Consider the following 13,645-nt stretch of genomic DNA (forward strand, 5'->3'; position numbering starts at 1 on the left):
GCATGCCGCCGGCCGAAGGCGGCGTGCGCGCCGAAGGAACCTGTGGCATGAACAAGACTCGCGCCAACAAGACCGGCCTCCTGCGCCGATACCTGCCGGTTCTCGACTGGGGACGGGATTATGGCCGTGGCGTGCTGACCGACGACCTGCTGGCGGCGGTGATCGTGACGATCATGCTGATCCCGCAATCGCTCGCCTACGCGCTGCTGGCCGGCCTGCCGCCGGAGATGGGTCTCTACGCCTCCATCCTGCCGCTGTTGGCTTATGCGTTGTTCGGCACCAGCCGCGCGCTGGCGGTCGGGCCGGTCGCGGTCGTGTCCTTGATGACCGCGACGGCAGTCGGAAGGATCGCCGAACAGGGCAGCACCGACTATTTGACGGCGGCGATCGCGCTCGCCTTCATGTCCGGCGTCATCCTTTTGGCGATGGGCCTGTTCAGGCTCGGCTTCCTCGCCAATCTGCTGTCGCACCCGATCGTGTCCGGTTTCATCACCGCATCCGGTCTGCTGATCGCCGCCAGCCAGCTCAAACATGTGCTGGGCATCGACGCCGGCGGTCACAACCTCCTCGAAATCGTCACATCGCTCGCGCAGAACCTTTCCGCCATCAACCCGGTCACCGCCACCATCGGCGTGCTGTCGGCCGCCTTCCTGTTCTGGGTGCGCAAAGGCCTGAAACCGCTGCTCATACGCGCCGGGCTCGGCGCGCGAACGGCCGACGTGATCGCCAAGGCGGGCCCGGTCGCCGCCGTCGCCGCGACCACCCTGGCGGCCTGGGGCTTCGGGTTGAAAGAGGCCGGCGTCAAGCTTGTCGGCGCCGTGCCACAGGGATTGCCGCCGCTCACCATGCCCGACCTTTCGCCCGACCTGTGGACCAGCCTGTTCGGCTCGGCGGCGCTGATTTCCATCATCGGCTTCGTGGAATCGGTCTCCGTGGCGCAGACGCTGGCGGCCAAGAAGCGTCAGCACATCGAGCCCGACCAGGAACTGATCGGGCTTGGCGCCGCCAATATCGCGGCCAGCGTCACCGGCGGCTATCCCGTCACCGGCGGCTTCGCCCGCTCGGTCGTCAATTTCGACGCCGGGGCCAGAACGCCGGCGGCCGGCGCCTTCGCCGCCGTCGGTCTGGCGCTCGCAACGCTGTTCTTGACGCCGCTTTTGTTCTTCCTGCCGCAGGCAACGCTCGCCGCGACCATCATCGTGGCCGTGCTCTCCCTGGTCGACTTTTCGATCCTGCGCCGCGCCTGGACCTATTCCAAGGCCGATTTCGCCGCTGTCGCCGTGACGATCCTGGCAACGTTGCTGGTCGGGGTCGAGGCCGGCATTTCCGCCGGCGTGGCGCTGTCGGTGCTGATCTATCTCTACAACACCTCGAAGCCGCATATGGCCGTGGTCGGCCGTGTGCCCGGCACCGAGCATTTCCGCAATGTCTGCCGCCACACGGTCGAAACCCAGCCCGGCATCCTGTCATTGCGCGTCGACGAAAGCCTCTATTTCGCCAATACGCGCTATCTCGAGGACAGGGTCTACGATCTCGTCGCCCAGACGCCGGACATCCGTCACGTCATCCTGATGTGCCCGGCCGTCAACCATATCGACATGAGCGCGCTGGAATTGCTCGAGGCGATCAATCACCGCCTGGCCGACATGAACGTCACGCTGCACCTGTCCGAGGTCAAGGGTCCGGTCATGGATCGGCTCCAGCGCACCGACTTTCTCGAGCACATGACCGGAGAGGTCTTCCTGTCCCAGCACATGGCGATCGCCAAGCTGGCGCCCGCCGCGACGGCTCAATAAAGCCAGCGCAGCAGGAACAGCGAGATCGACGGGAACAGAACCAGGATCACCGTACGGGTCAGATCAGCGGCCACGAACGGCGCGACACCGCGATAGGTGTGCGAGATCGGCGTGTCCTTGGCCATCGAGTTGATGACGAACAGGTTCATGCCGACCGGTGGCGTGATCAGCCCCACCTCCACCACGATCAGCACCAGAATGCCGAACCAGATGGCGAACTCCTCCGCCGTCAGCCCGTAATCGAGCGCCGTGACGATCGGAAAGAAGATTGGAATGGTCAGCAGGATCATCGACAGCGAATCCATCACGCAGCCGAGGATCAGGTAAAGCAGCAGGATGAAGATGAGCACGATCCAGGGATTGAAACCCTGGCCCGAAATATAGGCCGCGATCTCCTGCGGCACCTGCGACAGCGCCAGAAAGCCGTTATAGATCGAGGCGCCGAACACGATGAAGAAGATCATCGCCGTGGCGGTCGCCGTCGCCAGGACCGAATCGATGAAGGTCTTGCGTGTCAGCCCGCCATTGACGAAGGCGATCAGCCCCGTGCCGGCCGCGCCGATCGCCGCGCCTTCCGTCGGCGTGAACCAGCCGAAATAGATGCCGCCGACCACGGCGAAGAACACCATCAACACCGGCCATACGTCGACAAGCGCGCGGAACCGTTCCTTGTAGGGCGCGCGCGGGCTGGCGCCGGCGGAATCCGGGAACACGCGCACATAGATCGAGATCGCGATCATGTAACCGATCGCCGCCAGGACGCCGGGCACGAAGGCCGACAAGAACAGCTTGGCGATGTTCTGCTCGGCCAGGATGGCGTAGATCACCAGCACGATCGACGGTGGGATGAGGATGCCGAGCGTGCCGCCGGCAGCCAGCGTCCCTGTGGCCAGCGCGCCGGAATAACCGTAGCGGCGCAGCTCCGGCAGGGCCACCTGGGCCATGGTTGCGGCGGTGGCCAGCGACGAGCCGCAGATCGCGCCAAAGCCCGCGCAAGCCCCGATCGCCGCCATCGCGACACCGCCGCGGCGATGGCCGAGCCAGGTTTCGGCCGACTTGAACAAGGCGCGCGACATGCCGCCCAGGCCCGCGAACTGGCCCATCAGCAGGAAAAGCGGGATGATGGACAGCGAGTGGTTGGAAAAGGTCGAATAGGTTTCCAGCTTCAGCTTGCCCAGCATCGGTTTCCACGTGCCGGTGACCAGATAGGTGCCGACGATGCCGCACAACAGCATCGACAGGCCGATCGGTAGCCGCAGGAAGATCATGAGCAGCAGGACGGGAAAGGACCAGACGCCAATTTCGAGATTGCTCAATGCCCGCCCCCGTGGCGCTGCGCAAAAAGCGTCCGGCCTGTCGCCACTTCCCGCACGCGCATGGCCGTCATGTAGATGGAGATGGTCACGGCGACCACCGCCCCGATCATCGCGGCGGCAAACCCCCACCAGATCGGAAACTGCAGGATGAAGGTCGTCTCCCCATAGCGAAGCTTGTCCGCCAGTCCGTAGGCAAGGCGCCAGGTCAAGGCGATCAGCGTGAGCGTCATCAGGATTTCAGCGACCAGGTCGATCCAGCGATTGGCGCCGGCCGACAAATAGCTGGTGAACAGATCCACCGTCGCATGGCCGCGGTTGAGCTGGCACCAGGGCAGGAAGGCGAAGACGGCAAACGCCGTTCCCGCCTCGACCAGTTCGAAATCGCCCGGCACCGGCGCCAGGCCGAACGGCACCAGCGAACGCCCGGTGATGCTGACGACCGTCAGCACGGTGATCGCGGCCAGGACGATACCCCCGGCAATCGCCATCATCCGGGCGAGCGCGTATATGATGCCGGAAATCGTTTCCATGATCCTCCCCGCTCGCAACCTCCTGGCTGCGGTCGCCCCGTCGATCGGCACAGGGTCGTTTTAGCTATGCCCTATAACAATTAAATCTCGCCGACAAGCCTTGATGCCACGACATCGTTTGATGCGCAACGATCCGGGATGCAGGCGGCCTTCGCGACGCATCACGTCTGCGTGGCCGCATGGGCGTCACGGGCCGGAACAGGGCCGGGGCGGGCTGGAAAGCCCGCCCCGCCGTCGGCCTGACGGATCACATATTGGTGTACTTGTCGATCAGCATGCGGGCTTCGTCGATCAGCGCCTGACCGTCGATCCCTTTGGCCTTCATCTCCTCGATCCATTTTTCATAGACCGGCTGGGCGGCCTCTTTCCAGCGGGCGACTTCGTCCTCGTCAAGCGTGATGATATTGTTGCCGCGGTCGACGGCGGCCTGCTTGCTCGGCCCGTCAGCCGACGCCTGGGTCCGTCCGGCGAAAGCGGAGAATTCGCGGCCCGAATTGTCGTCGATCACCTTCTTCAGGTCGTCCGGCAGGCTTTCGTAGCGTTCTTTGTTCATCGCCAGGACGAAGGCGGTGGTATAAAGGGCGTGGTCGCCGCCGAACTCGGTATGGTTGTTGACCAGTTCCGGCACTTTCAGCGCCGCCGTCACCTCCCAGGGAATGACCGCCCCGTCGATGACGCCTTTCGACAGCGCCTCGGTGACCGCGGGCACCGGCATGCCGACCGCCGTCGCGCCGAGCTCGCCGAGCAGGCCGGTGATGATGCGGGTCGGTGCGCGCAGCTTCAGGCCCTTCATGTCGGCGAGCCCGTTGACCGGCTTGCTGGAATGGATCATGCCCGGTCCGTGCACCCAGGTGCCGATGATGTGGACGTCCTTGAAGTCGGTGTCCTTCATCTCCTTGTCGAACAGATCCCAATAGGCCCGCGACGTCGCATCGGCATTGGTCATCATGAAGGGCAGTTCGAACACTTCAACGCGCGGGAACCGGCCGGGCGTGTAACCGACCACGGTCCAGATCACGTCGACCGTGCCGTCGATCGCCTGGTCCATGAGCTGCGGCGGCGTACCGCCGAGCTGCATCGACGGATAGTGCTCGACCTTGATGCGACCGCCCGAGGCCTCCTCGACATCCTTGGCCCACACATCGAGCACCAGCTTGGGCACATTCGCCTGCGCGGGCAGGAACTGGTGCATTTTCAGCGTCACTTCCTGTGCGAAGGCAACGCCTCCGGCCAGGAACGTGGAGGCGGTGACCGCGCCGGCGAGCGCCAGCGATTTCAAGGATTTCATTTTCATTCTGTTCCTCCCAATTGATCCGGATCCGGAGCCTGGCGACTGAAGGCGACGACGAGCGTCCGGTCGGAATCTATCCTTAGCGGAAAAAGTGTAACAATAAAGCGGGAACCGGCGATTTTATCGTAACATTATTGCGCGCGATTGCGCACGGGGCCTTGTTTCGCGCCGCGCGGCAAGCCGCATTCACCGCACCGGCAACCCGCCGGCCTCCTTGAGCGTTTCAAGCACGATCGCGGTCTTCACATGCTGCACGGACTCGTGCGGCAGCAGCACGCCGTTGACGAATTCCGACAGCGAGCGCAGGTCCGGCGTGACGACCTTGAGCACATAGTCCATTTCACCGGTCAAGGCGTGCGCCTCCTGCACTTCCGGCAGGCGCGACAGGAGTTCGGCGAAGCGGCGCGCATTGTCGCGATTATGCGTGGCAAGCGTAACGGAGATGATGTTGACCAGCGAATAGCCGAGCTTGTCGCGGTCGAGCACGGCGCGATAGCCGCGTATGTAACCGTCCTCCTCCAGCCGCTGCCGACGCCTGGAACACTGTGACGGCGACAGGTTCACCCGCTCGGCGATATCGTTGTTGGTCAGGCGCGCATCCTCCTGCAAATGCGCGAGTATCTTGCGGTCGAATTGATCGATCTGCGTCACGATTCCCTCATAAGACCTATTCAGCGCACGATTTGTGCATAGAAAGACCATTTCGCCGCCCAGATTGCAAGCCCCGTGCGGCGCCGTCGCGCTAGACTGTGAAAAATCGCAAACGCGCCTTTCCCGCGCCGCCGATACGATGGAGGACAGCATGGGACCGTTTCCGCACGACGCGCCACCGGCCGAAATCACCGAAGACAATCCGGCCGGAACGGACGGCTTCGAGTTCGTTGAATTCGCCCACCCCGAGCCGCAAAGGCTCGACGAGCTGTTTACCCGGATGGGGTACAGCGCGGTCGCCCGGCACAAGACCAAGGCGATCACCGTCTGGCGCCAGGGCGACATCAACTACATCGTCAATGCCGAGCCCGGCTCGCACGCGATGCGCTTCGTCGACCAGCACGGCCCCTGCGCGCCCGCAATGGCCTGGCGGGTCGTCGATGCCAGGCATGCTTTTGAACACGCCGTGTCGAAGGGCGCCACGCCCTATGAAGGCGACGACAAGGCGCTCGACGTGCCGGCGATCGTCGGCATCGGCGGATCGCTGCTTTATTTCGTCGAAAAATACGGCGACAAGGGATCCGCCTACGAGGCCGAATTCGACTGGATCGGCGCGCGCGACACGAAACCCGAAGGGGTCGGCTTTTATTATCTCGACCACCTCACCCACAATGTCTATCGCGGCAATATGGACAAATGGTGGGACTTCTACCGCGAGCTGTTCGGGTTTTCGCAGATCCATTTCTTCGACATTGACGGCCGCATCACCGGGCTGGTCAGCCGGGCCATCACCTCGCCCTGCGGCAAGATCCGCATTCCGCTGAACGAGTCCAAGGACGACACCAGCCAGATTGAGGAATATCTGAAAAAATACCGCGGCGAAGGCATCCAGCACATTGCCGTCGGCACGGACGGCATCTACGACGCCACCGACAGGCTGGCCGAAAACGGTCTGAAATTCATGCCCGGGCCGCCGCCGACCTATTACGAGCGCAGCCACGAGCGCGTCAGCGGCCACGACGAGCCGGTCGAGCGGATGAAGAAACACGGCATTCTGATCGACGGCGAAGGCGTGGTGAACGGCGGCATGACCAAGATCCTGCTACAGATCTTCTCCAAGACCGTGATCGGGCCGATCTTCTTCGAATTCATCCAGAGAAAGGGCGACGAAGGTTTTGGCGAGGGCAATTTCCGCGCCCTGTTCGAATCGATCGAGGAGGACCAGCTTCGCCGCGGCGTGATCGGCACGCAGGCCGCCGAATAGGCTACGCCCCGGGCGAGACAAAACGAAAAGCGGCGCTCACCCCGCCGCTTTTTGCTGCCTTTGTCCATTTGCCGCCGCCTTATGCCGGCCGGCTCGCAAGCACCCAGCCGGCCATCAGCACGAAGCCGACCGCGACCAGCCCCAGATAGGCAAGCATGCGCCGCCGCAATGCCTGGGTCTCGGGATCGCGGGCGACCTTGTAATTCGTCGCCGTGAACGGCATCGCGGCATAGCGCGGCAATCCGCTGCGATTGCGCAGGCCATCGGAACGGGCCTCGATGCGATAGCTAAGGCGGATCGCCTGGACGAAAAGCAGCAGCATCGTCACTGCCCACAAGCCGCTGACCACGAAAAACAGGCCGTTCATTCCCCACGCACTCCCCGACGAGACCATGCCTCCTGAAACCGGGCCCGGTTTCGGAATAAAGGCACACGATCAAAAAAACTGCGGCGCCCGCCACGCCGAAACCGCGCGACACGCTTGCCGGCCGGCACGATAGCCGAAGCCGCCGCCATTACAATCTCTCGCCCGCCGCCCGGTTCAGGGCCGGTATTTCTCCACCGTCTGTTCGATCGCGCCGAAAATCGAATGGCCGGCCGCATCCTTCATCTCGATGCGCACCGTATCGCCGAAGCGCATGAAGGGCGTTTTCGGCGCGCCGGTCTCGATGGTTTCGATCATGCGGATCTCCGCGATGCAGGAATAGCCGACGCCGCCCGCCTCGACCGGCTTGCCCGGCCCGTCGTCGAGCTTGTTGGAGACGGTGCCCGACCCGATGATCGCGCCGGCCGCAAGCGGCCGCGTCCTGGCCGCATGCGCAATCAGGGTCGGAAAGTCGAACGTCATGTCGATGCCGGCATCCGCGCGGCCGAACGGCTTGCCGTTGAGGTCCACCCACAGCGGCAGCGCGAGCTTGCCGCCGTCCCAGGCCGCGCCGAGCTCGTCGGGCGTGACCGCCACCGGCGAAAACGCCGAGGACGGTTTCGACTGGAAGAAGCCGAACCCCTTGCCGAGCTCGGCCGGGATCAGGCCGCGCAGCGATACGTCGTTGACCAGCATCACGAGCCGGATCGCCGCGCGCGCCTCGTCCAGGCTGGCGCCCATCGGCACATCGTCGACGATGACGGCGACCTCACCCTCCATGTCGATGCCCCAGGCCTCGTCGGCCATCAGGATCGGGTCGCGCGGCGCCAGGAAGCAATCGGAGCCGCCCTGATACATCAGAGGATCCGTCCAGAACGAGGCCGGTATTTCCGCGTTGCGCGCCTTGCGCACCAGTTCGACGTGATTGACATAGGCGGACCCGTCCGCCCACTGAAAGGCGCGCGGCAGCGGCGAATGCGCCTCGTGCTCGTGAAAGCGCTCCGCCGGCACGGACCCGTGCTCCAGACTTTCGGCCAGCGCCTCCAGATGCGGCGCGATCCGCGTCCAGTCGTCGAGGGCGCCCTGCAGTGTCGGCGCCAGGAACGAGGCGTCGGCACAACGTGTCAGGTCGCGCGAAACCACCGCCAGCCTGCCGTCGCGGGTTCCGTCTTTCAGCGTCGCGAGTTTCAAGTCCGCCTGCTCCCATGCTGTTGGCCGGCCCCGGCCCGGTCAAGAATACCGGCCGGGTTTGACCCGTTACGAAATTTGTTGCACCCGTAACGATCAAAAGTGCAACCATCAACGATTCTCGCCATGTCTTCTTCCCGCCATGAGACCATGGATGCGGCCGCGCTGGAACTGGAAAACTTCCTGCCCTATCGCTTCAACCGGCTGGCCGACGCGGTCAGCCGCGACTTCGCCCGTATCTACAAGGACCGCCACGGCCTGACCCGGCCCGAGTGGCGCACCCTGGCCACGCTCGGCCAGTACGGCACCATGACGGCGACCGCCGTCGGACGTCATTCGGCCATGCACAAGACCAAGGTCTCGCGCGCCGTCACCGCGCTGGAAAAACGCCATTGGCTGACGCGCCGGCCCGACGGAGCCGACCGGCGGGTGGACAATCTCGCGCTGACGAAAGCCGGCGCGCGCGTCTATCGCGAACTCGTTCCGATCGCGCGCGATTTCGAGGAAAGGCTGCTCGCCCGCATCAGCCCGCAGGACCGCGCCGCGCTGCTCGCCGGCCTGCGCGCGCTCGAACGCGCGCTGCTTTGAGTGTCGCCCACGACCGACCGGAACGCGGCGCGCGCCCTACCAGTCCATCACCACCTTGCCGGCGCTGCCGTCGCGCATCGCCTCGAAACCGTCCTGGTAATCGTCGATGCCGATGCGGTGGGTGATCAGGCCCGATACGTCGAGCGGGCCCTGCACCAGGGCAATCATCTTGTACCAGGTCTCGAACATTTCGCGGCCGTAGATGCCTTTCAGGGTCAGCATCTTGAAAATGACCTTGTTCCAGTCGATCTCGAAGGCGGTCGGCGCGATGCCCAAAATGGCGATCTTGCCGCCATTGTTCATCACATCGATCATGTCGCGAAAGGCGATCGCCGAGCCCGACATTTCCAGCCCGACGTCGAAACCTTCCTTCATGTGCTCCTCCTCCATCACGTCGGCGAGCTTTTCGCGCGACGCATCGACCACGTGATGGACGCCGAGCTTGCGTGCCAGCGCGAGCCGCACCGGGTTGATGTCGGTGATGACCACCTTGCGTGCGCCGACCGCCTGGGCCACCAGCGCCCCCATGATGCCGATCGGCCCGGCGCCGGTGACCAGCACGTCCTCGCCCACCAGATCGAACGACAAGGCGGTGTGGACGGCGTTGCCGAGCGGATCGAAGATCGCCGCGATCTCGTCGGGCACGTCGTCGGGGATGGCGACCACATTGTGCTGCGGCAGGCTGAGATATTCGGCGAAACTGCCCGGCCGGTTGACGCCGACGCCGAGCGTGTTGCGGCACAGATGGCCGCGGCCGGCACGACAGTTGCGGCAATGGCCGCACACGATATGCCCCTCGCCCGACACGCGCTGGCCGACCCGGTATTCGCTGACGGCCTGACCGACATCGACGACCTCGCCGACGAATTCGTGCCCCGTCACCAGCGGCACCGGCACGGTCTTTTGCGCCCATTCGTCCCAATTATAGATATGGACGTCGGTGCCGCAGATCGCCGACTTCCCGACCTTGATCAGGACGTCGTTGGGGCCGATCTCGGGCACCGGCACCCGTTCCATCCAGATCCCCGGCTCGGCTTTCGCCTTCACCAGTGCGCGCATCATGTTGGACATGGCTCAAATTCCCAAACGTAACGAAAAAACCGCCTCGCAAGTCGCGCCTCGACGCCGCCTGCCGTTCCTCGAAACCGAAACAGTCAGGATTGCTCCAGTTCGATCACATTGCCCTCCGGATCCCTCATATGGACCGCCACGAAGGCTGACTTGAAGGTTCCAAGAGCAGTAATTTTCCCCTGATCCGTTCCGCCCAACCGAATGATTTCGCTTCTCACCGCTCGAATATTTTCCACCTCGAAGGCAAGGTGAGCAAAGCCCGGCTCATTGACGTGTGGCGATGGGCGCTTTCTGGTTTCCTTGTCTTGGTGAATTCCCAGAAACGGCTTCTCAACGCCAGATACCACGACGTTCAGCGGTCACCGACAGCCTCACGCAATCTGCGGGCCATGTCCATGCGCTGATGGAGAATCGCGACGATCCCGACATGATTGTCGGAGCGCAATTTCCAGAACACGAAATGACTCCCGTATCGCGCAAAAAACCCGTCCACACGGAACTCGCTCGGAATGGGCTGCCATGCCAGCCGCCTTTCGGCGATGTCCTCGAACAGGGCGAACACGCCATCCAGATATTCGTCCGCCTGAACCGGGCCAAAGCGATCGAGCGGATAAAGAAATATCTCCTCCAGCCGTGCCGACGCGGCCGGCTGGAGGAAGTATTTTTTCATCGTCGTGCCCGCGCCAGCGCCCTTCGCCGGATATCGTCCGCCGAAAGATGTTCGTACTCGCTGTCAGGCGTGGCAAATCCATCCTGCAATCGCAGCTTCATGGCCTCGAACGTTTCCCGCTCGGCCCGCTCCTTGTCGTGTCGAATGAGGGAACGGACATATTCGCTGACATTTTCGTAGTCGCCGCCAGAAATCGTCTCGGTCACGAAGTCGCGAAGCGAGCCGCTGACGCGCACATTGAGGTTCATCGTTTCCGACATCGATCATCTCCCGAAGCGCTTTGCGACAATATCTTTAATATTGTCGCTGATCAAGCAATGATGCCCAGCTCCCTGCCCACCGCGCCGAATGCGTCGACGGCCCGGTCGATGTCGGCAGGCGTGTGCGCCGCCGACATCTGGGTGCGGATGCGCGCCTGGCCCTTCGGCACGACCGGGAAGGAAAAGCCGACTACGTAGATGCCGCGTTCCAGCAGCCTGTCGGCCATGGCGCCTGCCAGCGTGGCGTCGCCGATCATCACCGGGATGATCGGATGGTCTGCGCCGGCAAGCGTGAACCCGAGCTTGCTCATTCCGGCCCGGAAGCGCGCCGCGTTGGCGTAAAGCCGCTCGCGCAGCGCGCCGCCGCCTTCGATCAGGTCGAACACTTTCAGCGACGCACCGGCGATCGCCGGCATCAGCGTGTTGGAAAACAGATAGGGCCGCGAGCGCTGGCGCAGCCAGTCGACCACCTCGCGCCGGCCGGCCGTGTAGCCGCCGGACGCCCCGCCGAGCGCCTTGCCGAGCGTGCCGGTGATCAGGTCGACACGGCCTTCCACGCCGCAATGCTCGGGCGAACCGCGCCCGCCGGCGCCGACGAACCCGACCGCGTGGCTGTCGTCGACCATCACCATGGCGTCGTGTTTTTCGGCCAGGTCGCACACGCCCTCGAGATTGGCGATGATGCCGTCCATGGAAAACACGCCGTCGGTCGCGATCAGCCGGAACCGCGCGTCGGCCGCCTCCTTCAGACAGCGTTCCAGATCGGCCATGTCGTTGTTGGCGTAGCGATAGCGCCTGGCCTTCGACAGCCGCACGCCGTCGATGATCGAGGCATGGTTGAGCGCGTCGGAGATGATCGCGTCTTCGTCCGACAGCACCGTCTCGAACAGGCCGGTATTGGCGTCAAAACACGACGAATAAAGGATCGCGTCCTCCATGCCGAGGAAGTCGGCGATACGCGCTTCGAGCTGCTTGTGCTCCTCCTGCGTGCCGCAGATGAAGCGCACCGAGGCCATGCCGTAACCGTAGCGGTCGAGCGTCGTCTTCGCCGCCTCGCGCAATTCTTCGCTGTCGGCGAGGCCGAGATAGTTGTTGGCGCAGAAATTGAGCACTTTGCCGCCGCCTGCGACCGTGATCTCGGCCGACTGGGTGGACGTGATAACGCGTTCGGACTTGTAGAGCCCGAAACGCCGCAGCTCGGAGAGTTCGCTCTGCAGATGGGTAAGAAATGCCGTCGTCATCAAGGACCTCCTCGGTTCTTGTCGCGCATTCGGCGCATGCAAACAATGGCCTCCAAGCGCACGCCGCGCTATTCGCGCCGGATTGTCGCGGCAGGGCCGGGCGTGTTGAGAAAGCAAATATTAGGACTGCGCGGCTAGCGTGAAGGCACTGCCGGGAAGGAAAGACGGTGCCGTGACCGGAGAATTGTCCGACGACAACGATCGCGACCTCATTTTGTCGATGCGCATGGACGCGATGCTCAATTCATCGCCCGCATCGTTTCTCAGCATTGTCGGCGCGCTGATCGCGGTCTACGTCTACTGGGCGCCATCGGTTGCGTTTGGCCTGATCGCCTGGCTGATCTGCATCGTGGCCGTCGCCCTCACCAATTTGCTGTCCACACTCCTTTACGCCCGCGGCCTGCCGTCGGGCTGGAACGCCCGTTCCTGGGCGCGCTTCGTCTGTGTCATGCATCTTTTGTCCGGCCTGACCTGGGGCGTCGGCGGAGGCTGGATGCTCAGTTTCGCGAACGAGCATCAGGCGCTCGTGACCGTGTCGATCGGCCTGGCCGCCGTCACCGTATCGATCCCGTCGGTCGTGCACCTGCCGGCCTATAATCTGTTCCAGCTGCCGATTTTCTGGTCCTACGCCGTCGGCGCGATAGCGAGTTCGCTGCAATACAGCTGGCCGATCGCGATCGGTTTCTTTCTTCTCGGCGCCTTTGCCATCGTCATCGGCCGGGTACTGGGCTACCAGCTTTCGACCGCGCTACGCCTGTCGATCGAAAACAGGCGCCTGGCCCAGCATCTGGAAGAACGCAGCGCGGCGCTCGAGGCCGCCAACCGCGAACTCGAGATCGAAAGCCACACCGACCCGCTGACCGGCCTGGCCAACCGGCGCCGGCTGATGAGTTTCGCCCGCGCGGTGCGTGGTCGGTGCGCCGTGATGATCCTCGATATCGATCACTTCAAATCCTACAACGACACGTTCGGGCACGTCGAAGGTGACGCCTGCCTGGTGACGGTGGCCAAGACGCTGATCGGCAGCGTCCGGCCGGAGCACGATCTCGTCGCGCGCCTCGGCGGTGAGGAATTCGCGGTCGTTCTAAGCGACGTCAGCACGCAAGAGGCGCTCGCACGGGCCGAAACGATCCGCGCGAATGTCCAGGCGCTACCAACGTCGGGCGCGCAGCGCGTCAGGCGCCGGGTCACCGTCTCCATCGGCGTGTCGATCCGTGAGGCGGAGCGGCCGAAATCCTTGTCGGACCTGATGGAGGAGGCCGACGCGGCCGTCTATCGCGCCAAGTCGGATGGTCGCAATCGAATCTGCCTCGACACCCGCCCGCGCGCACGGGACGTAGCCTGACCGGTATTCCGGCCAGAGCCTGATCTCCTTCTCGACGCCCTCTTCTCGGCGCCCTGCGAAGATACGCGTC

At 63.8% G+C, this 13,645-nt stretch carries 15 protein-coding genes; 4 read left to right on the forward strand and 11 right to left on the reverse strand.

From position 1 onward, the window contains the following. Positions 1-47: 47 nt before the first annotated feature. Positions 48-1,796: a SulP family inorganic anion transporter gene (locus tag ACT2B0_RS13350; protein WP_481658399.1), complete on the forward strand. Its 1,749-nt coding sequence runs from the start codon at positions 48-50 to the stop codon at positions 1,794-1,796. On the opposite strand, the gene ACT2B0_RS13355 is transcribed toward ACT2B0_RS13350, so the two are convergent. From ACT2B0_RS13355 to ACT2B0_RS13370, 4 genes are all read right to left on the reverse strand, one after another. Continuing rightward, positions 1,790-3,112, reverse strand: coding sequence for a TRAP transporter large permease (locus ACT2B0_RS13355; RefSeq protein WP_350155224.1), 1,323 nt, complete (start codon positions 3,110-3,112; stop codon positions 1,790-1,792). The genes ACT2B0_RS13350 and ACT2B0_RS13355 overlap by 7 nt on opposite strands. After that, positions 3,109-3,642: a TRAP transporter small permease gene (locus ACT2B0_RS13360; RefSeq protein ID WP_350155222.1), complete on the reverse strand. Its 534-nt coding sequence runs from the start codon at positions 3,640-3,642 to the stop codon at positions 3,109-3,111. The genes ACT2B0_RS13355 and ACT2B0_RS13360 overlap by 4 nt, the downstream gene beginning before the upstream one ends. Before the next feature lie 247 nt (positions 3,643-3,889). Next, the gene (locus tag ACT2B0_RS13365) at positions 3,890-4,936 is read right to left on the reverse strand and encodes a TRAP transporter substrate-binding protein (protein WP_350155220.1); all 1,047 of its coding nucleotides are present in this window, start codon (positions 4,934-4,936) and stop codon (positions 3,890-3,892) included. Between the two features lie 183 nt (positions 4,937-5,119). Beyond that, positions 5,120-5,584 carry an Lrp/AsnC family transcriptional regulator gene (locus tag ACT2B0_RS13370; RefSeq protein ID WP_473465668.1) on the reverse strand — a complete coding sequence of 155 codons (465 nt, stop codon included), beginning with the start codon at positions 5,582-5,584 and terminating at the stop codon, positions 5,120-5,122. Between the two features lie 151 nt (positions 5,585-5,735). Here ACT2B0_RS13370 and hppD point away from each other — a divergent pair, with 151 nt between their 5' ends. Then, positions 5,736-6,848, forward strand: a complete 1,113-nt coding sequence (gene hppD / locus ACT2B0_RS13375; protein WP_473465670.1) for a 4-hydroxyphenylpyruvate dioxygenase — start codon at positions 5,736-5,738, stop codon at positions 6,846-6,848. 79 nt (positions 6,849-6,927) lie between these two features. Here hppD and ACT2B0_RS13380 read toward each other — a convergent pair whose 3' ends face one another. Next, positions 6,928-7,215 (reverse strand): hypothetical protein, encoded by a 288-nt coding sequence (locus ACT2B0_RS13380; RefSeq protein ID WP_473465673.1) that lies wholly within the window; start codon positions 7,213-7,215, stop codon positions 6,928-6,930. A gap of 174 nt (positions 7,216-7,389) precedes the next feature. Continuing rightward, a complete protein-coding gene (locus ACT2B0_RS13385) occupies positions 7,390-8,403 on the reverse strand; it encodes a fumarylacetoacetate hydrolase family protein (RefSeq protein ID WP_473465675.1) in 1,014 nt (337 codons plus the stop codon). Between the two features lie 123 nt (positions 8,404-8,526). Here ACT2B0_RS13385 and ACT2B0_RS13390 point away from each other — a divergent pair, with 123 nt between their 5' ends. Continuing rightward, positions 8,527-8,988, forward strand: coding sequence for a MarR family winged helix-turn-helix transcriptional regulator (locus ACT2B0_RS13390; protein WP_473465677.1), 462 nt, complete (start codon positions 8,527-8,529; stop codon positions 8,986-8,988). 36 nt (positions 8,989-9,024) lie between these two features. Here ACT2B0_RS13390 and tdh read toward each other — a convergent pair whose 3' ends face one another. The 5 genes from tdh to ACT2B0_RS13415 all read right to left on the reverse strand — a co-directional run bounded on the left by tdh (position 9,025) and on the right by ACT2B0_RS13415 (position 12,230). Then, a complete protein-coding gene (gene tdh / locus ACT2B0_RS13395; RefSeq protein ID WP_473465680.1) occupies positions 9,025-10,059 on the reverse strand; it encodes an L-threonine 3-dehydrogenase in 1,035 nt (344 codons plus the stop codon). 83 nt (positions 10,060-10,142) lie between these two features. Next, positions 10,143-10,406, reverse strand: a complete 264-nt coding sequence (locus tag ACT2B0_RS13400; protein WP_473465683.1) for a VOC family protein — start codon at positions 10,404-10,406, stop codon at positions 10,143-10,145. Positions 10,407-10,411: 5 nt separating this feature from the next. Further along, positions 10,412-10,729: a type II toxin-antitoxin system RelE/ParE family toxin gene (locus ACT2B0_RS13405; RefSeq protein WP_473465685.1), complete on the reverse strand. Its 318-nt coding sequence runs from the start codon at positions 10,727-10,729 to the stop codon at positions 10,412-10,414. After that, positions 10,726-10,989 carry a type II toxin-antitoxin system ParD family antitoxin gene (locus ACT2B0_RS13410; protein WP_473465688.1) on the reverse strand — a complete coding sequence of 88 codons (264 nt, stop codon included), beginning with the start codon at positions 10,987-10,989 and terminating at the stop codon, positions 10,726-10,728. Before ACT2B0_RS13410 ends, ACT2B0_RS13405 begins: the two co-directional genes overlap by 4 nt. A gap of 50 nt (positions 10,990-11,039) precedes the next feature. Then, positions 11,040-12,230, reverse strand: coding sequence for a glycine C-acetyltransferase (locus ACT2B0_RS13415; RefSeq protein WP_473465690.1), 1,191 nt, complete (start codon positions 12,228-12,230; stop codon positions 11,040-11,042). 172 nt (positions 12,231-12,402) lie between these two features. Between ACT2B0_RS13415 and ACT2B0_RS13420 the strand changes: the two genes are divergently transcribed. Then, positions 12,403-13,575: a GGDEF domain-containing protein gene (locus tag ACT2B0_RS13420; protein ID WP_473465692.1), complete on the forward strand. Its 1,173-nt coding sequence runs from the start codon at positions 12,403-12,405 to the stop codon at positions 13,573-13,575. Positions 13,576-13,645 lie beyond the last annotated feature (70 nt).

The organism is Nitratireductor sp. J20-h4 (assembly GCF_056780505.1).